Source organism: Frankia sp. AiPa1 (assembly GCF_023243075.1).
In the GTDB taxonomy this organism is placed as follows: domain Bacteria; phylum Actinomycetota; class Actinomycetes; order Frankiales; family Frankiaceae; genus Frankia.
In genome coordinates this window covers 17,417-34,748 of record NZ_JALKFZ020000031.1, presented here as the reverse complement: position 1 = coordinate 34,748, position 17,332 = coordinate 17,417, and the positions used below count along the sequence as shown (strand labels likewise).

The 17,332-nt window shown below is 70.9% G+C and carries 16 protein-coding genes; 5 read left to right on the top strand and 11 right to left on the bottom strand.

The window, feature by feature from the left end:
* Positions 1 to 12: 12 nt before the first annotated feature.
* On the bottom strand, positions 13 to 1,479 hold the full coding sequence (gene hflX, locus MXD95_RS04280; RefSeq protein ID WP_250639205.1) for a GTPase HflX: 1,467 nt from the start codon (positions 1,477 to 1,479) through the stop codon (positions 13 to 15).
* A 293-nt stretch (positions 1,480 to 1,772) separates the two neighbouring features.
* On the opposite strand from hflX, the gene MXD95_RS04275 reads away from it, so the two are divergent.
* Positions 1,773 to 2,771, top strand: a complete 999-nt coding sequence (locus MXD95_RS04275) for a helix-turn-helix transcriptional regulator (RefSeq protein WP_250639204.1) — start codon at positions 1,773 to 1,775, stop codon at positions 2,769 to 2,771.
* 43 nt (positions 2,772 to 2,814) lie between these two features.
* On the opposite strand, the gene MXD95_RS04270 is transcribed toward MXD95_RS04275, so the two are convergent.
* From MXD95_RS04270 to miaB, 7 genes are all read right to left on the bottom strand, one after another.
* Complete coding sequence (locus tag MXD95_RS04270) at positions 2,815 to 3,231, bottom strand: VOC family protein (RefSeq protein WP_250639203.1); 417 nt, start codon at positions 3,229 to 3,231, stop codon at positions 2,815 to 2,817.
* Positions 3,232 to 3,240: 9 nt separating this feature from the next.
* Complete coding sequence (dapF, locus tag MXD95_RS04265) at positions 3,241 to 4,215, bottom strand: diaminopimelate epimerase (protein WP_250639202.1); 975 nt, start codon at positions 4,213 to 4,215, stop codon at positions 3,241 to 3,243.
* Positions 4,216 to 4,246: 31 nt separating this feature from the next.
* Positions 4,247 to 5,137, bottom strand: a complete 891-nt coding sequence (locus tag MXD95_RS04260; RefSeq protein WP_250639201.1) for an EAL domain-containing protein — start codon at positions 5,135 to 5,137, stop codon at positions 4,247 to 4,249.
* A 109-nt stretch (positions 5,138 to 5,246) separates the two neighbouring features.
* The gene (miaA, locus tag MXD95_RS04255) at positions 5,247 to 6,122 is read right to left on the bottom strand and encodes a tRNA (adenosine(37)-N6)-dimethylallyltransferase MiaA (RefSeq protein ID WP_250639261.1); all 876 of its coding nucleotides are present in this window, start codon (positions 6,120 to 6,122) and stop codon (positions 5,247 to 5,249) included.
* Positions 6,123 to 6,284: 162 nt separating this feature from the next.
* Complete coding sequence (locus MXD95_RS04250; protein ID WP_250639200.1) at positions 6,285 to 7,100, bottom strand: alpha/beta fold hydrolase; 816 nt, start codon at positions 7,098 to 7,100, stop codon at positions 6,285 to 6,287.
* A gap of 61 nt (positions 7,101 to 7,161) precedes the next feature.
* A complete protein-coding gene (locus tag MXD95_RS04245) occupies positions 7,162 to 7,935 on the bottom strand; it encodes a class III extradiol ring-cleavage dioxygenase family protein (RefSeq protein WP_250639199.1) in 774 nt (257 codons plus the stop codon).
* Positions 7,932 to 9,443 (bottom strand): tRNA (N6-isopentenyl adenosine(37)-C2)-methylthiotransferase MiaB, encoded by a 1,512-nt coding sequence (gene miaB, locus MXD95_RS04240; protein ID WP_250639198.1) that lies wholly within the window; start codon positions 9,441 to 9,443, stop codon positions 7,932 to 7,934. The genes MXD95_RS04245 and miaB overlap by 4 nt, the downstream gene beginning before the upstream one ends.
* A gap of 267 nt (positions 9,444 to 9,710) precedes the next feature.
* Here miaB and MXD95_RS04235 point away from each other — a divergent pair, with 267 nt between their 5' ends.
* The 4 genes from MXD95_RS04235 (at position 9,711) to MXD95_RS04220 (ending at position 13,160) form a co-directional block, all read left to right on the top strand.
* Positions 9,711 to 10,445 (top strand): amino acid ABC transporter ATP-binding protein, encoded by a 735-nt coding sequence (locus MXD95_RS04235; RefSeq protein WP_308301440.1) that lies wholly within the window; start codon positions 9,711 to 9,713, stop codon positions 10,443 to 10,445.
* Positions 10,446 to 10,511: 66 nt separating this feature from the next.
* Positions 10,512 to 11,480 carry a glutamate ABC transporter substrate-binding protein gene (locus tag MXD95_RS04230; protein ID WP_250639197.1) on the top strand — a complete coding sequence of 323 codons (969 nt, stop codon included), beginning with the start codon at positions 10,512 to 10,514 and terminating at the stop codon, positions 11,478 to 11,480.
* 196 nt (positions 11,481 to 11,676) lie between these two features.
* On the top strand, positions 11,677 to 12,297 hold the full coding sequence (locus MXD95_RS04225; RefSeq protein ID WP_308301444.1) for an amino acid ABC transporter permease: 621 nt from the start codon (positions 11,677 to 11,679) through the stop codon (positions 12,295 to 12,297).
* Positions 12,294 to 13,160 carry an amino acid ABC transporter permease gene (locus tag MXD95_RS04220; RefSeq protein WP_250639196.1) on the top strand — a complete coding sequence of 289 codons (867 nt, stop codon included), beginning with the start codon at positions 12,294 to 12,296 and terminating at the stop codon, positions 13,158 to 13,160. Before MXD95_RS04225 ends, MXD95_RS04220 begins: the two co-directional genes overlap by 4 nt.
* A 33-nt stretch (positions 13,161 to 13,193) precedes the next feature.
* Here the strand turns inward: MXD95_RS04220 and rny are convergent, their stop codons facing one another.
* The 3 genes from rny to recA all read right to left on the bottom strand — a co-directional run bounded on the left by rny (position 13,194) and on the right by recA (position 17,325).
* Positions 13,194 to 15,284: a ribonuclease Y gene (rny, locus tag MXD95_RS04215; RefSeq protein WP_250639195.1), complete on the bottom strand. Its 2,091-nt coding sequence runs from the start codon at positions 15,282 to 15,284 to the stop codon at positions 13,194 to 13,196.
* 373 nt (positions 15,285 to 15,657) lie between these two features.
* Positions 15,658 to 16,281 (bottom strand): regulatory protein RecX, encoded by a 624-nt coding sequence (locus tag MXD95_RS04210; RefSeq protein ID WP_250639194.1) that lies wholly within the window; start codon positions 16,279 to 16,281, stop codon positions 15,658 to 15,660.
* A 3-nt stretch (positions 16,282 to 16,284) separates the two neighbouring features.
* Positions 16,285 to 17,325, bottom strand: a complete 1,041-nt coding sequence (gene recA, locus MXD95_RS04205) for a recombinase RecA (RefSeq protein ID WP_250639193.1) — start codon at positions 17,323 to 17,325, stop codon at positions 16,285 to 16,287.
* Between the last annotated feature and the right edge of the window lie 7 nt (positions 17,326 to 17,332).

Below are 17,332 nucleotides of genomic sequence, written 5' to 3'. Positions count from 1 at the left end.
GGCCGAGGGTGCTCAGGCGCGGAACACGTCGAGATCCGCGGCAAGCGATGGAGAGACCCGGGCGGTCAGTCGAGTGCCGTCGGCGATGTGCTCCTGGCCGAGCACCTCGCCATGGGCGTGCACCCGGGAGACGAGATCGCCCCGTGTGTACGGGAGCAGCACCGTGAGCTCCACGTCGGGGTGCGGCACACGCTCGCACAGAGCGTCGACGAGCGCGCTGAGCCCGTCGCCGGTGCGGGCGGAGACGAACACCGCGTCCGGGGCGAGCTGGCGCAGCTCGGCCAGCGCCGTCGGTTCGACCGTGTCGATCTTGTTGACGACGATCAGCTCAGCCACACCACCCGCGTCGATGTCGTTCAGAACCTCCCGCACCGCCGAGATCTGGGCGGCCGGGTCGGGGGCGGAACCATCGACCACGTGCAGGATCAGGTCCGCGCCGGCGACCTCCTCCAGCGTGGAGCGGAACGCCTCGACGATCTGGTGCGGCAGGTGGCGGACGAAACCGACCGTGTCAGCGAGGGTGAAGGTCCGCCCGTCGGGCAGCGTGGCGCGGCGGACGGTGGGATCAAGCGTGGCGAACAGCGCGTCCTCCACCAGCACCCCAGCACCGGTGAGCCGGTTGAGCAGCGACGACTTGCCGCCGTTGGTATAGCCGGCGATCGCGACCGAGGGCACCTCGCCGCGACGGCGGGACGAGCGTTTGGTCTCCCGCACGGTGGCCATCGCGGCAAGCTCGCGGCGCAGCCGGGCCATCCGGGCGCGCAGCCGGCGCCGATCCGTCTCGATCTTGGTCTCACCCGGGCCGCGGGTACCGATCGGCGCGCGGCCACCGCCGCTGGCGGCGGCTCGGGACATGGATTCACCCCAGCCGCGCAGCCGCGGCAACATGTACTGCAGCTGCGCGAGCTCGACCTGGGCCTTGCCCTCCCGGGAGGTCGCGTGCTGGGCGAAGATGTCGAGGATCAGGGCGGTCCGGTCGATCACCTTGACCTTGACGATCTCCTCAAGCTGGCGGAGCTGGCCCGGGGTGAGCTCGCCGTCACAGATCACCGTGTCGGCGCCACTCGCGGCGACGACCTCGGCGAGGGAGCGCGCCTTGCCGGAACCGACGTAGGTCGCGGCGTCCGGGCGGTCCCGGCGCTGCACGAGCGCATCGAGCACGACCGAGCCCGCGGTCGTGGCGAGCGCGCCAAGCTCTGCCATGGACGCCTCGGCCGTCCGCAGTGAACCCGACGTCCACACACCGATAAGTACGACCCGCTCCAGCCGGAGCTGTCGGTACTCGACCTCGGTGACGTCGTCGAGCTCGGTCGCGAGACCCGGCACCCGACGCAGGGCCGCACGGTCCGCCAGGTCGAGGCCCTCACCTGAATCGGCGAAAAAGCCGGAAAGTGCCGCAGTCTCGTCGCCATCGTCGGTGAGCTCGATGAGCGATCTGTCAAAAATGGACGCATCCAGGGCGTCAACAGGAAGTGTCATACCATCCGTTCTCAACGTGGCCCGCTGCCGCGGCATTCCGCGCTGCTTCGTCCGGCCAGGTCACGCGCGTCTGCGGCGACCTCCGGAAGGGCCCTGCCCGGCCGGCGTACAACCGCCCGACCGGGCACCGACATCAGCATGGCGCCGGTGGTCCCTCCCTCAGTTGCCAGGGTCCCACGCCGACCCGGCGATCGCGAACGGATTTGGCCAGGTCTCGATGCGGTGTCCGGTGTCGCAAGCTCCGCGTGCCCTTTCCCCGCGTCATTCCCCGTGCGTCCTGCGGCATGCCCCGGATGACGCGTACCCTCGCCCCCATGTACCGCGAGCGCCGATCCACGCGGCTCCCGGCCACCGTCTGGACCGCCCAGGCGGACCCGAACGATCAGGCGAGCCGGGCCGTCGAACGGGCCGACCGGTCCGATCCGGGGGCGGCCGAAGGCGGCGGTTGCGGGCAGGACACCCACCGAGTGCTGCCCGACGGTGGCATCGACATCATCTGGAGTTCGGACGGCCGGCTGATCGTGGCCGGGCCGGACACCGCCGCGACGTTCGCCCACTGGGCGCCCGGTGTGCGCTACGTCGGCATGCGTTTCGATCCCGGGCACGGACCGGCCCAGGCGGGCGCGGACGCCGAGGCACTGCGAGACGGGCGCCACGACCTGGCGGAGCTGTGGGGAGATGCCCCGGCCCGACGGCTCGCCGACCGGCTCATGGCGGTCTCCCTGCCCAGGAGGTCGTCCGGGACGGCAGGCCACGACCCTGTAACCCGCACGGCAGTGACGCGAACCCGCACGGCAGTGACGCGCGAGGCAGCGGTCCACCAGGCAGCGGTCCACCAGGCCGCGGCCCATGGGTCAGTGGGCCGCGGGTCAGTGGCCGACGGGGCAGCGGAGCTCAGAGCAGCCGAACATCAGATGGCGGCCCGTGAGGCTGCGGAACTCGAGGCGGCCCTGGCCGCACGGGCGCCTGATCCAGGCCTGCACGACCCGCTGGCGCCGGCGATCGTGGCCGGTACCCGAGATCACCTCCGGGTTGGCACGCTCGCCCAGGAAGTCGGGCTGAGCGAGCGGCAGCTGTTGCGCCGCAGCCGGCGGGCCTTCGGTTACGGACCGATGACCCTGGCCCGCATTCTTCGCCTGCAGGATGCGCTGCGCGCCGCCCGGCTGGGCCATGGGCTCGCCTCGGTGGCGGCGATGACCGGCTACGCCGACCAGGCCCATCTCGCCCGCGAGGTGCGGGCACTCACCGGCGTCACCGCGACCCACCTGCTCACGTACGTCCCGCCCCGCTGACGGTGCCCCGCGCGGGCGTCCGGAAGACGGCGCGGGCCGGCGCTCAGGGCGCCGATGGGACGGCTGCGGGAAGCGGGGCATAGAGATCGATGCTGTTGCCGTCGGGGTCGGCGACGCTGGCGTAGCGCTGACCCCAGAAGGCATCCCAGGGCGCTCGATGGCTGTCATGCCCGGCAGCGACCAGCTCGTCGTGGACGGTGTCGACCTCCGCCGGGCTCCCGCAGGCGAACGCGAGACCGATCCGGCCCTGGCCACCGGTGGCCGGCGTCCAGCCCGGGTCGAAGGAGCGCACGGTGCCCTCGGTGTCGAACAGCAGCCGCAGCCCGCCCGGCAGGACGACCTCGACATGCGGTTCGGCGTCGGCGGACACCGGGATGTCAAGCCCGAGCCGGCGGTAGAAGGCCAGGCTGCGGGCCATGTCGGAAACGATCAGGCTGGTGACGTTGAAGGTGATGGACATGGCGGCAGACTAGGTCCGCCCGACCCACGCGGTCTTGTCGGAATCGGACATCCAGCGAAGTGGCGCGTCCGGGCGCACCACGCCGTCGAAGACCAGCTCGGCCGGCCCCCGCAACAGCACTGTGTCCGCCCGCCACCGGACGGTCAACGTCCCGCCGGGCACGTCCACCGCCACCTCGACCTCGGCCTCGGTGCCGGCCTCGGTGCCGAAGCCAGCACCGGAGGCACCGCCACCATCGGCGACCGGGACCGGCCGTCGGCCCTGCCGTTCGGCCCAGGCCACAGCCACGGCACACGCACCCGTGCCACACGAGTCCGTTTCTCCGACGCCGCGTTCGTAGACCCGCATGGCCACCCCGCCGCCGGGCCGGTCCACGACGATCTCGACGTTGACCCCGTCGGGGAAGTCGCAGGCGCGGAACTCCGGCGGGCGGGTCAGGTCCAGCCCGCGCAGCGAGACGACGTTCAGGTCGTCGGCGAAGCAGACAGCGTGCGGGTTGCCCATCGACACGGCGACCGCGGCGAACGCCCGGCCGGCGACAGTGACCGGCGGCGCGGGCACCGGTGCCGCGGCCAGGCGCGGCGGGCCCATCTCGACGGTGACGTCGCCGACCGATCCCACCTCGACGAGCCGCGGGCCCGCCCGGGTGGCAAGCGAAAAACTGCCTGGTGCGGCGTAACCGGCGTCCACCAGGTAACGGGCGAACACCCGGGCGCCGTTGCCGCACATCTCGGCGGGCGACCCGTCGGCGTTGCGGTAGTCCATGAACCAGCGGGCGGCACGGGCGAACGGAGCTCCGTCAGGGTCCGCGGCCGCTAGCACCACTCGCAGCACACCGTCGGCGCCGATGCCGGTCCGGCGGTCGCACAGCGCCCGGACCAGATCGGGGGTCAGATCAAGATCGCCGTCCGGATCGGGCAGGATGACGAAGTCGTTGCCCGTGCCGTGGCCCTTGACGAAGCGCAGCTGCCGACCGTCCCGCACGGGCACATCGTACGGCCACGCGCGGATCCGCTCAGCCGCCGGCGGCCGGCACCCAGGCCCGCAGGCGGTCGTCGGCCCGCTGCGGCGGCCGGTACCAGCGGTCCGGACGGCCTCGTCCGAGCGCGATCATCCGGGCGTCCTCGACCGGGACCGGCGGGCAGAACACCGGGCCGATGGCGCGGTCACAGCCCAGGTCGTGCACCCGGGAGGCGAATGGCGCGGTGTCCACCCCGTCGGCGACGACCGTCAGCTCCCGGCCGTGCGCGAGGCGGATGATCGCCGCCACGACCGCCTCCCCCTCAAGGTCACGCATCGTGGCCCGCAGATACAGACCGTCGAGCTTGACCAGATCCAGAGGCAGCAGGTCGAGCATGGTCAACGAGCCGAACCAGGTCCCGAACGACTCGACCGCGATGGCCACCCCGAGCGCACGCAGCCGCGCCAGCAGACCCGGCACGATCGGGGCGGCCAGGCCCAGCGCACGCTCGCTGAACTCCAGGCCAATCGCTCCAGCCGGCAACAGCCGTCCAGACAGCAGCCGGTCCACCTCGGTGAGGAACACGGGGCTGGCCAGCTGGCGCCCGTCGATGTTCACCCACAGTCGCGGTGGCCGGATTGGCGTACCCACCGCCATGCGGTGCCACGTCCGCGCCTCGGTCACCGCCATCCGCAGGACCCACTGGTCCACCTGATGGGTGAGCCCGGCTGCCGCGGCGATCGGCATGAACTCCGCGGGCCCCAGCACCCCCCGCTCGGGATGTTGCCAGCGCGGATGTGCCTCCATGCCGGGAACCGAGCCGTTGCGCAGGTCCACTTCGGGCTGGAAGTGCAGCCGCAGCGAACCGTCATCGAAGGCTGCGTAGAGTGCGGGCACGAGGGTGAGGTCGGGTGGTGAACCACCAGCGGTGGCGGGCGTGGTCACATCGATCTCTCCAGACGCCGAGCGGGACAGGCCGCTGGGCGCCGGACTTCCGGCGACGCCGCGGCCAGCGCCAACCATGCTTCCGGCGATCGGACGAACCGGTCACCCGTCAGAGCGAACCCACCAGCCGTAGCGCCTGCGTGACGTCCGGATGGTCGAGCCACGATATCCGGTCATCCCGGCGAAACCAGGACCTTTGCCGCCGAGCGAAACGCCGCGTCGCGGAAATTGTGGCGAGCTTGGCCTCCTCGGCGGACTCCATTGCGCCGTCCATCCAGGCGAGGAGCTGAGCGTATCCAAGCGCACGGGACGCCGTACGCCCTTCCCGGAGACCGCATTCTGCCAACTGTCGCACTTCATCCAAAAAACCGGCCTGCCACATCCGGTCCACCCGCTGGGTGATTCGCTCATCGAGATCCGCCCGGTCGAGGCCGATCTGGACGATATCGTAGAACGCTCGGTGTTCCGGGAGCGTCGCCACGTAGTCCCCGGTCAGTTCGACGACCTCGAGGGCACGCACGATCCGCCGGCCGTTGCTGACCAGAATCGCCTCGGCTGCCCGCGGCGCTCGCCGTGCCAGCTCCGCGTGCAGCTCGGCGGGCCCCCGCCGGGCAAGCTCGGCCTCCCATCGAGCCCGCACGGCCGGGTCGGTGCCCGGAAAGCTCAGATCATCGAGGGCCGCGCGCAGGTACAGCCCCGAGCCACCGACCAGGATCGGGACCCGGCCCGCGGCCAGCAGCGCGTCGATCACCCGGCGGGCGTCGGTCTGATAGCTCGCGACGTCCGCGGCGCGGCTGATCTCCCAGACGTCGAGCAGATGGTGCGGCACCCCGCGGCGCTCATCCTGGGGGATCTTGGCCGTGCCGATGTCCATCCCGCGGTAGAGCTGCATCGAGTCGGCGTTGACGACCTCGCCGCCGAGCGCGAGCGCGAGCTCGATCCCGAGATCGCTCTTGCCCGCCGCGGTCGGCCCGACCACCGCCACCACCGGCCCCTGCCCCTGCCCCTGCCCCTGCCCGCCGACCCCAGGACGGGACCCGGAACTCCCACATGCGCTCATCGCGAGAATGGTGCCACGCCCCACGACCCGTGGTCATCGCCCGCGGATCCCCACCCTCGCGTACCGGACGCTCCTCGCTCGACCCGGTCAGACGCCGCCGCGCGCGGTTGCGCGGTGAGGTCTTCGTCCGCCGGGCTCGGCCTGCCGGGTTGTCCCCGCCTGCCAGAACCGGATGAGCGTGGCCACGAGTGCGTCCGGGCTGTCGCGCACCGGGTCATGACGGGCGGCGGGGATCACCTCGTAGCGGGCCGCGAGCCGGCGGGCCATGTCCGCCTGCACACTCGCGGGCCAGCCGTCATCGCCATCGCCATGGGCGACGAGGACAGGCAGCCTCGTCGCCCGCGTCACTCCGGCAAGCTGATCGACCTGGTCGGGGGCGGACAGGAGATGGTCACTGACGGCGGTCAGGCCCACGCGATGGTGCGCGAGGAATCTGCGCCGCAGAAACTCGTCGGTCTGGTCGGGGCGCGGGTGGGCGACCGCGTGCAGCGCCGCCCACACCGCCGGCTGCCCGCCGTGCAGCAGCATCCGTCGGATCGTGCGCAGCGCCCGACGGCGGTGGCCGACAATGCCGGCCGGGCCGGACGACAGCAGCGCCAACGTGCGTACCGCGGTGGGCTCGGTGAGGACCACCTCCCGCGCGACCAGACCGCCGAAGCTGTGCCCGACCAGGTGGACCGGCCCACCGCCGAGCGCACCGATCACCCGGTGGACGTCGGCGGCGAACGCGGCCAAGGTGTAGCCGGCGACATCGTCGGGGCCGGGTGACTCGTACTGGCCACGCTGATCCGGAGCGACCGCGGTGAAACCCGCGGCGGCCAGCGCTGGCAGGATCGGCAGGTAGTCCTCCTTGCTCGCGGCGAATCCCGCGAGCAACAGAACCGCGGTACCGTCCGGCGCCACAGCTGTGGTCCGCAGAGCAGCCAGGCCCGCTATCTCCGTTCGTCGCACTCCTGACGGCAGATCACTCGCCGGCTCCCTCACGTGCTGCATCCCCCCGGATCCAAACGGCTACCAGATAACCGACACCGTAGGGTGCGGCGTCGTAACCGAGCGCGCCGATCCAGGCCGCGCGGGGCGTGTCGTCCCGAGTCGCGGCGACTAGCGCACCGGCGAGGACCTGCCAGGAAGCCCGTCCGGCCACGAGCAGATCGGCCGCGAGCCCGGCGTCGAGGCCGAGCAGTCCGTCCGGGTCGACGCCGAGCAGCGCGGCGGCGACAGCGGCGTCGAACGGCGCGGCCCGCTCATCCAGCGCACCCGGCGCCTTCACCGTCCGGCGGGCGGAGGCGTCGCCCATCACCAACAGCCCGAGCCGCTCGGCCGGGTCGCTCGCCGCCACCAGCCGCTGCCCGAGCTCGGCCGCCTGGCGCGCCGAGTACCCGCTGGGCACACCCAGCGCCGTACGCGCGCCCGGCCACCCAGCCGTCGCGAGCAGCCACGCACCGACCGTGAGCGACAGCGGCAGGACCGGCGCGGACGGCACAGCTGCCTCAACGCCAAGAGACACCGAGAGGTCCACCCCGAAGCCGGCGAACGTGCCTGCGGTCGCCGGGCCGTAGTCGATCTCAGCGGGCACGTCCCCGGCGTCGCCGACGACGACGATCCGGTCCGGGGAGGCCGCGGTCAGCTGGCGCACCGCGGCGAGGGCGGCCGGCCGCGCCGCCACCGGCTCGGCGCCGCCGACCTCCGGGACCAGCAACGGAGGATGCGGGCAGACCGCCGCCGCGACGAACGTCACCGCGAGCCAGGCCCGGCGTCGGCCGCGGAACAGGCCGTGATCGGCGCCCCCGACCCCTCCGATCCCGAGTCCGTCGGCCGCAGCGCTGGCATACCAAGGGTGACGGTCGGCCGCGAGGAGGCATCGGGCGTCGCCGCCGACGTGCGACGGGCCTGCTCCCAGGCGTCACCGGCGCGGGTCCGCCGCAGCGACAGCAGCGGCCCGTCCGCGGTCAGGTGGTGCGGCGCGGCCCTGGTCACCAAGGTCTCCACAACATCACCAGGCCGAACCTCCCCGGGCCGGCTCTCCCCAGGTGTGAGCTCGGCGGCGCGGAAGTGGACGAGCCGGCCGTCGCGGGCCCGGCCGGTCAGCCGGCCGGTCGCGTCGTCCTTGCGACCCTCGCCCTCGGCGACCAGCAGTTCCACCCGGGCGCCCACCAGCTCACGGTTCTCCGCCCAGGAGATCTCATCCTGCAGCGCGACGAGCCGACCGTAACGCTCAGCGACCGTGGCCCGGTCGATCTGGTGGTCCATCGTCGCCGCCGGCGTGCCGGGGCGCGGCGAGTACTGGAACGTGAACGCGCCGGAGAACCGGGCCGCGCGCACGACGTCGAGGGTGTCGACGAAGTCGGCCTCGGTCTCGCCGGGGAAGCCGACGATGATGTCGGTGCTGATCGCGGCGTCCGGCATCGCGGCGCGGACCCGCTCGATGATGCCGAGGTAACGCTCGCGCCGGTAGGAACGGCGCATCCGGCGCAGCACCGCGTCCGAGCCTGACTGGAGCGGCATGTGCAGCTGATGGCAGACGTTCGGGGTGGCGGCCATGGCTTCGATGACGTCGTCGGTGAAGTCCCGCGGATGCGGTGAGGTGAAGCGCACCCGCTCCAGGCCCTCGATGCCGCCGCAGGACCGCAGTAGTTTCGCGAACGCGCCGGGGTCACCGAGCGAGCGGCCGTAGGAGTTCACGTTCTGGCCAAGCAGGGTGATCTCCAGGACGCCCTCGGCGACCAGCGCCTCGACCTCGGCGAGCACGTCACCGGGCCGCCGGTCGCGTTCGGTCCCGCGCAGGCTCGGCACGATGCAGAAGGTGCAGGTGTTGTCGCAGCCGACGCTGATGCTGACCCATGCGCAGTGGTGACTGGCGCGCCGGGTCGGCAACGTGCTGGGAAACACCTCCAGCGCCTCGACGATCTCGAGCTGCGCGGCGGCGTTGTGCCGAGCACGTTCGAGCAGGACGGGCAGGCGGTGCAGGTTGTGGGTGCCGAAGACCACGTCGACCCACGGCGCCCGATCGAGGATCGTCGCCCGGTCCTTCTGCGCGAGGCAGCCGCCGACGGCGATCTGCATGCCGGGATGGGACTTCTTCGCCGGGACGAGCTGGCCAAGGTTGCCGTACAACCGGTTGTCCGCGTTCTCTCGCACCGCGCAGGTGTTGAACACGACGACATCCGCCTCGGCACCAGCGGCTGCGGGGACGTAGCCTGCGGACTCGAGCAGGCCGGAGAGCCGCTCGGAGTCGTGAACGTTCATCTGACACCCGAACGTGCGTACCTCATAACTGCGTCCGGTCACGTCCACCAGCGTACGGCGAGGCCCCGACAAACCAGCACGACGACGAGTCATGGAGGCACAGCGTCAGCGCGGAGAGCACGAGCACGGACGGAAGGGCGTCGGAGCCGACCGGCGCTGCCGCTGTCGGACTCACGACCGATCCGCGCGTCGAACGGCACGCGACGGCCAGGATCGGGATGATCGGCCCATCACCTACCGTTTCCATAATGTGTCGGGAGGTTCCACGTGCCCCTGGTGGCCCTGGAGGGCGTCGGCAAGTCGTTCGGCGACCACCGCGTGCTTTCCGATATCGATCTGTCCGTGGAGGCGGGCGAGGTGGTGGTCGTCATCGGGCCGTCCGGGTCCGGCAAGTCGACGATGTGCCGCTGTATCAACCGGCTCGAGACGATCGACGAGGGCCGGATCCTGTTCGAGGACAGGCCGCTGCCCGCGGAGGGCCGTGAGCTCGCCCGGATGCGGGCGCGGGTCGGGATGGTGTTCCAGTCGTTCAACCTGTTCGCCCACCGGACGATCCTGGACAACCTGACGCTCGGTCCGGTGAAGGTGCTCGGCCAGAAGCGCCCTGTGGCCGAGGCTCGGGCCCGCGAACTGCTCGCGCGGGTGGGGATCGCGGACAAGGCCGACCGGCTGCCGCGCCAGCTCTCCGGGGGCCAGCAGCAACGGGCCGCCATCGCCCGGGCACTCGCGATGGATCCGGTCCTGATGCTGTTCGACGAGCCGACCTCGGCCCTCGACCCGGAGATGATCTCCGAGGTGCTCGACGTCATGCGCTCGCTGGCCGCCAGCGGCATGACCATGATCGTGGTCACCCACGAGATGGGCTTCGCCCGCTCCGCCGCCGACCGGGTCGCCTTCATGGCCGACGGCCGGATCGTGGAGATCGCCCCGCCGGCCACCTTCTTCGACGCCCCGAACTCGGACCGCGCCCGCGATTTCCTTGGCCGGGTGCTGCGGCACTGAGCCCGCCAGGCGCCCTGAGCCATCTGAAACAGAACGATCCGCGAACGCCCCCGAAGGGAATGGTTCATGCGCACAGCAATCGGTCGAGATACTGGGTCCAGCCGAGGTACTGGGTCCAGCCGAGGTACTGGGCTCGGTCGAACTGGGTTTGGTCTGCGCCGTCGACGCGCCGGCGCACTGCTGCTCGGCGCCGTGCTGCTCACCACGCTGGGCCTGTCCGCCTGCGGCAGCGACGACGACGGTGACAGCGCAACGCCCAGTGCCGCCACGAGCTTCGCCCCCGGCACCACCATGGCCCGCCTGCACGACGCCGGAAAGATCACGGTCGGTACGAAGTTCGACCAGCCACTGTTCGGGCTGAAGAACCTCAGCGGCAAGCCCGAGGGCTTCGACGTCGAGATCTCCAAGATCATCGCGGGCGCGCTGGGAATCCCGGAGAACAAAATCAACTTTGTCGAAACCGTCTCCGCGAACCGTGAACCGTTCATCGAGCAGGGCCGGGTCGACATCGTGGCGGCCACGTACACCATCAACGACAAACGCAAGAAGGTCGTCGACTTCGCCGGGCCGTACTACGTCGCCGGCCAGGCCATTATGGTGAAGAAGGACAACACCACCATCACCGGCAAGGACTCCCTGGCCGGCAAGAAGGTGTGCTCAGTAAGCGGCTCCACTCCGGCCGACAACATCCGCAAGGTCGCGCCCGCCGCCCAGCTCGTCCTGTTCGACGTCTACAGCAAGTGCGCGGACGCGCTGAAGAATGGCCAGGTCGACGCCGTCACCACCGACAACGTGATTCTGCTCGGCCTGATCGACAAGGATCCGGACGCGTTCAAGCTGGTCGGCGGCACCTTCACCAAGGAGCCGTACGGCATCGGGCTCCGCAAGGGTGACACCGCGTTCCGGACGTTCGTCAACGACACCCTCGAGGCCTCCTACCGTGACGGACGCTGGGCGAAGGCGTTCGCCAGCACCGTCGGCAAGGTCGAGAAGACGACGCCGACCCCGCCGCCAGTGGACCGATACACCAGCTGACGGGCAGGGGCTCCGGGCAGCGCGACGGAGGCCACAGGACAGAGCCGGCGGGTGGCCGCGGTACCGCGCAACCGCGCCCGTCCCGCCGGCCTTCCCACCGGCGTCCCCAGCCGCCGCGGTGACCGGTGCGACCAGGGCCGACCGGTGGGACAGAAGGGAGGGGCTCGCGATCGACGCCGTTCTTGACAACCTCGACATCTTCGCCGAGGGCCTGCGCCGCACGGTGGGGCTGAGCCTGTTCGCCACGGTGGCGGCGCTCGTCGGCGGGACTCTGCTTGCCACCATGCGGGTCGGACCGGTGCCTCCGTTGCGCTGGGCCGGCACCGTTTACGTGGAGGTCGTGCGCAACACCCCGCTGACAGTGGTGTTCTTCTTCGTGGTGTTCGTTCTGCCCCAGGTCGACATCGTCTTCTCGTATTTCACTTTTGCCGTGGTCGCGCTGTCGATCTACCACGCGGCGATGGTCTGCGAGGCGGTACGCTCCGGCATCAACGGGGTCGATGTCGGCCAGGTGGAGGCAGCGCGAGCGCTGGGCCTCACCTTCAGCCAGAACCTTCGGCTGGTCGTGCTGCCGCAGGCGCTGCGCACCGTTGTGCAGCCGCTGGGCAGCGTCATCAGCGCTCTGATCCGCAACACCTCGATTGCCGCGGCCTTCGGCGTCCAGGAGCTCACCGGCGTGGTGCAGCGGCTGACCACGGCTAACCCGGACGCCGTCATCGCCATCCTGCTCGGTGGTGTGGTCGGCTACCTGATCCTCACTCTCACGCTGGCCGGCGGGCTCGCAGTGACCGAGCGGCGGCTGGAGCGGGTTCGATGAACGGCGGCACGTCCCTCATGCTCGCCGATCCACCCGGGCCGCGCGGACGCCGACGGATCCTGGTCGGAAGTGTCGCCGCGCTGGTCGTGTTCGCCGGGCTGGTCGCGCTCGCCCTGGCCAGGCTTGCCAGCAAGGGGCAGCTCGACGCGGAGATCTGGCGGGTGTTCCTGGACGAGCCGGAGCTACGTACCCTGTTGTGGAAGGGACTGCTCGCCACGCTGCGTGTGGCCGTCACCGGAATGGTCCTCGCGGTGGGACTCGGCCTGCTGCTGGCGCTCGGCCGGATGTCCAGCCGCCGGGTGGTTCGCCTACCGGCCACGGTCGCGGTGGAACTGCTGCGCAGCCTGCCAGTGCTGATGCTGATCCTCTTCGCCTATTTGGGGCTACCGGCACTTGGCTGGCAGGTGTCAACCTTCTGGGCGCTCGTGCTCGGCCTGACCGTCTACAACGGCGCGGTGCTCAGCGAGATCTTCCGGGCCGGCGTCGGCTCGATCGATCGGGGGCAGGCGGAGGCCGCCGCAGCCCTCGGCCTGCGGCCGTTGCAGGCCTTCCGGCTCGTCCTGCTCCCGCAGGCCGTGCGGCGAATGAGCCCCACCCTGGTCAGTCAGCTCGTCATCCTGCTCAAGGACACCTCGCTCGGATTCGTGATCGCCTACAGCGAGCTGCTGCGGTCCGGCCGAGGCGCGGTGGAGTATCTCGGCAGTCGCTACGCCCTGCCCGTCTACACCGTGCTGGCACTGATCTACATCGTGACCAACGGTCTACTGTCGCTGCTGGCCCGCTGGCTGGATCGTCGGCAGGACCGGCGGCTCGGCGCGCCCGCGGCCATCGGGCCAGTCGACCCGCCGCTGACTCGGGGCTGATCCCCACTCACCCTCCCCGCTCAGGTTCTCCGTTCAGCGGGCGGTGCCCACGGCCCGGGTTTCGCGCACCACGGTGACCCGGATCTGGCCGGGATAGGTCAGCTCGTCCTCGATCTGACGGGCGACATCGCGGGCGAGCAGATGGGCCGCAGCGTCGTCGACCTCCTCGGGAACCACCATGACCCGCACCTCACGGCCGGCCTGCATGGCGAACACCCGATCGACACCGGGGCGCTCCCCGGCGATCTGCTCGATGCGCTCGAGGCGTTTCACGTACGACTCGAGACTCGCGCGCCGGGCACCGGGCCGCCCGCCGGAGATCTGATCGGCGGCCTGGGTGAGCACCGCACACAGCGAGCGCGGCGCCACCTCGTTGTGATGCGCCTCGATGGCGTGTACGACCTCCTCGGATTCGCCGTAGCGGCGAGCGACGTCGGCGCCGATCAGCGCGTGCGAGCCCTCCACCTGGTGGGTCAACGCCTTGCCGAGGTCGTGCAGCAGCGCTGCCCGTTTCGCCAGGGGCAGTTCCATCCTGAGCTCAGCGGCCATGATCCCGGCGAGGTGCGCACTCTCGATCAGATGCGCGAGCACGTTCTGCCCGTAGCTGGTGCGGTAGCGCAGCCTCCCGAGCAGGACGATCAGCTCCGGGTGCAGCTCCGAGATCCCCGTCTCGACCAGGGCGTCCTCCCCCGCCCGCACGCAGCGCGCCTCGACCTCGACCTGGGCGCGGGCGTACTCCTCCTCGATCCGGTGCGGATGGATCCGCCCGTCGGCGACCAGCGCCGCGAGCGTGATCCGCCCGACCTCCCGGCGCACCGGGTCGAAGCAGCTCAGCAGCACCGCTTCCGGCGTGTCATCGATGAGAACGTTCACCCCGGTGACGGACTCGAAGGTGCGGATGTTGCGGCCTTCGCGGCCGATGATCCGCCCCTTCATTTCGTCGCCTGGCAGCTGCAGCACGGTCACGACGGACTCCGTGGTCTGCTCGGCGGCGACCCGCTGGATCGCGGTCGTGACGATGCGCCGCGCCCGTTCCTCACCTTCTTCCTCGGCCCGCGTCTCGATCTCCCGGACCAGCAGCACCGCCTCTCGACGGGCCTCCTGCTGGATGGTGCTGACAAGCTCGGCGCGAGCCTGTGTGGCGGTGAGCCCGGCAACCTGCTCGAGCGCCTGCCGCCGCTCGGCCTCGAGGTCGTCCGCCTCTGCCGCCCGCCGAGTGAGCTCCGTCTCCCTTGCGCGGAGATCCTGCTCCCGGTCGGCCAGGCGGTTCGCGTGCTCGTCAAGGCTGGCCGCGCGCTGCTCGATCAGTTGCTCGCGGCCGGTCAGGGCGTCCTCGCGTCGACGCAGTTCGGCCCGGGCCTCTTCGACCTTCGCTCGGGCCGACTCGGCCTGAGCCTGGGCCTTCTCGCGGGCGGCGGCCTCGAGCCGTTCTGCCTCGGCCGCGGCCTCCGCCCGGGCCCGGTCACGCAGCGAGGCGGCCTCCTCGGCACCGCGCCGACGGATCTCGGCGCCTTCCCGCTCAGCCCGCGCCAGGCGCTCCTGCGACTCCCGTTCAGCGCGGACGAGTAGCTGCGCGCCCTCGACGGCCGCACGGCCGGCAGAAGCGCTCCCCGCGGTCGCAGCGCCGGCGGCCCCGACGCTTGCATGCGTGGCCACGGAACCGGTCGTGTTCACCACCGTGGTCTGTGGGGTCTCGGTGGTCTGTGAGGTCTGTGGGGTCTCGGTGGTCTGTGAGGTCTGTGGGGTCTCGGCGATCTCCGGGGTCGTGGGGATCCCCGGGATCTCGGCGGGCCCAGAGGCCTCGGGTGCCTCCGGCGGGTCCACCGGCGCCACGGCGGACGGCCGGCCGTCGTCGTGGGATTGCTGCCGCGTTCCGCCGGTGGCAGCGGGCAGGACCCTCACGGTGGGTTCCCCGTCCGCACCGTCAGAGGCCGGGTCGTAACGCGGAGCGTCGTACGCGTCGGGGCTTCTCGGGGTCGCGGACCCGAGGCCGGGCCGCAGTCGTCGTACGCGACCCGGCAGTGACACCCGCCCGTCGTTGTGCGCGAGCCGGGCAACCATCACCACCAGCCCGACAAGCACGAGGAGGACGACGGACAGGACGATGACCAGGACGCCCTCCACCGCGGTTCCCTCCGCTGTCTTCGGGCCCACGCGAGCGGGCTTGGACGGGGGGCGGCGAAGGATCCACGGCCTGGCACAAACACCACCGCGGCACGAACACCCGTACTCCCAGGCAGCGTGTGAAGCCGCTGTGGCGTACTTGCGCGGACCGCCAATCGTGACGGGCCGCGTCGCGCACCGGCCTGGACATCCGCAGGTGGCGGGTGCCCACGTGTGAAGTTGGACCAGCTATCTACATCGCGCTACCTGCATCGCCGCATCGCAGAACCGCGAGATCCTGTCACCTTTCCAGTGAAGCGTAGATCACAACACATTCCTGCGTCAAGAAATCGCGCATATCACTCACCGCCGCAATCCGGCCAGGACAAGCTGGCTACCAGTCCGGCTCCGCGTCGCCCGCGCCAAGCCCGTCAGCGCCAAGCCCGTCAGCGCCAGGGTCGCCCATGCCACCGTGATCTGCCTCGAGCTCCTCGCGCACGACCCGGGCGGCGAGCTGCGCCGAATAGCCGCGCCGGGCCAGCACGGCAAGCAACCGCCGCGCCCGCACCGGCGCGGGCAACCCACGCATCGCGGCTGATCGGCGCCGCACGAGATCGCGGGCGCCGTTTTCCTCCTCCTCACCGGAGACGGACTCGGTGGCGACCCGGACGACGTCGGGCTGCACTCCGCGCCGGCGCAGTTCAGCGGCGAGCGCCTGCCGCCCCAACCCACGTCGGCTTCGCGCAGAGGAGACATAGTCCGCAGCGAAGGCACTGTCATCTATCAGGCCGACCGCGGTCAGCCGGTCCAGCACCGCCTCGGCGACGTCCTCTGCGACTCCTCTTCGACGCAGAGTGGCGGCAAGCTCAGCACGGCTACGCGCCCGCGTAGCCAGCTGACGCAGACAGATCTCCCGAGCCACCACCGCCGGATCGACCGCCTGACCACCCCTGTCGGCCACGTCATGCCCGGCAGCGGTGGTCGGGCCGCGTTCGGCGTCACGCCGACTCGCGCGCATCCGCTACAGATCGACCGGGACCGGCGCCGCCGCGTCGGACTCAAGGGTCGGCAGAATACCGAGCTTCTCCTTGATCTTCTTCTCGATCTCGTTGGCAAGGTCTGGATTGTCGCGCATGAACGACCGGGCGTTTTCTTTGCCCTGACCGAGCTGGTCACCGTCATAGGTGTACCAGGCGCCGGACTTACGAATGATGCCGTGTTCGACGCCCATGTCGATGAGGGAACCCTCACGACTGATACCACCGCCATACACGATGTCAAATTCGGCGGTCCGGAAGGGCGGTGCGACCTTGTTCTTCACCACCTTCACACGGGTGCGGTTACCCACGGCCTCGGCGCCGTCCTTGAGCGTCTCGATTCGGCGCACGTCCAGACGCACCGAGGCGTAGAATTTCAATGCCTTTCCACCGGTCGTCGTCTCCGGGGAGCCGAACATGACACCGATCTTCTCGCGCAGCTGGTTGATGAAGATCGCGGTGGTGCCGGAGTTCGCGAGCGCCCCGGTCATCTTGCGCAGCGCCTGCGACATCAGCCGGGCCTGCAGACCGACGTGGCTGTCGCCCATCTCACCCTCGATCTCGGCGCGCGGAACAAGCGCGGCCACCGAGTCGATGACGATGATGTCCAACGCCCCGGAGCGAACCAGCATGTCCGCGATCTCCAGGGCCTGCTCACCCGTGTCGGGCTGGGAGACGAGCAGGGCATCCGTGTCCACCCCGAGCTTCCCCGCGTACTCCGGGTCGAGCGCGTGCTCCGCGTCGATGAATGCCGCGATGCCCCCGGCGGCCTGCGCATTGGCCACCACGTGCAATGCCACGGTCGTCTTCCCTGACGACTCGGGGCCGTACACCTCGATGACGCGGCCACGGGGGAGCCCGCCGATGCCCAGCGCTACGTCCAACGCGATGGAGCCGGTGGGGATGGCCTGAATGGGCGGCCGGGAGTCGTCTCCCAGCCGCATGACGGATCCCTTGCCGAACGCCTTGTCGATCTGAGCGAGGGCGTTCTCCAACGCCTTCTCACGGTCAAGCCCTGCCGCCATCGGAGTA

Bases quoted from the DNA above. Each gene is read 5' to 3' on its own strand.
- hflX (WP_250639205.1), bottom strand. From the start codon at position 1,479: ATGACACTTCCTGTTGACGCCCTGGATGCGTCCATTTTTGACAGATCG.
- MXD95_RS04275 (WP_250639204.1), top strand. From the start codon at position 1,773: ATGACGCGTACCCTCGCCCCCATGTACCGCGAGCGCCGATCCACGCGG.
- MXD95_RS04270 (WP_250639203.1), bottom strand. From the start codon at position 3,231: ATGTCCATCACCTTCAACGTCACCAGCCTGATCGTTTCCGACATGGCC.
- miaB (WP_250639198.1), bottom strand. From the start codon at position 9,443: ATGAACGTTCACGACTCCGAGCGGCTCTCCGGCCTGCTCGAGTCCGCA.
- MXD95_RS04230 (WP_250639197.1), top strand. From the start codon at position 10,512: ATGCGCACAGCAATCGGTCGAGATACTGGGTCCAGCCGAGGTACTGGG.
- MXD95_RS04220 (WP_250639196.1), top strand. From the start codon at position 12,294: ATGAACGGCGGCACGTCCCTCATGCTCGCCGATCCACCCGGGCCGCGC.
- MXD95_RS04210 (WP_250639194.1), bottom strand. From the start codon at position 16,281: ATGCGCGCGAGTCGGCGTGACGCCGAACGCGGCCCGACCACCGCTGCC.
- recA (WP_250639193.1), bottom strand. From the start codon at position 17,325: ATGGCGGCAGGGCTTGACCGTGAGAAGGCGTTGGAGAACGCCCTCGCT.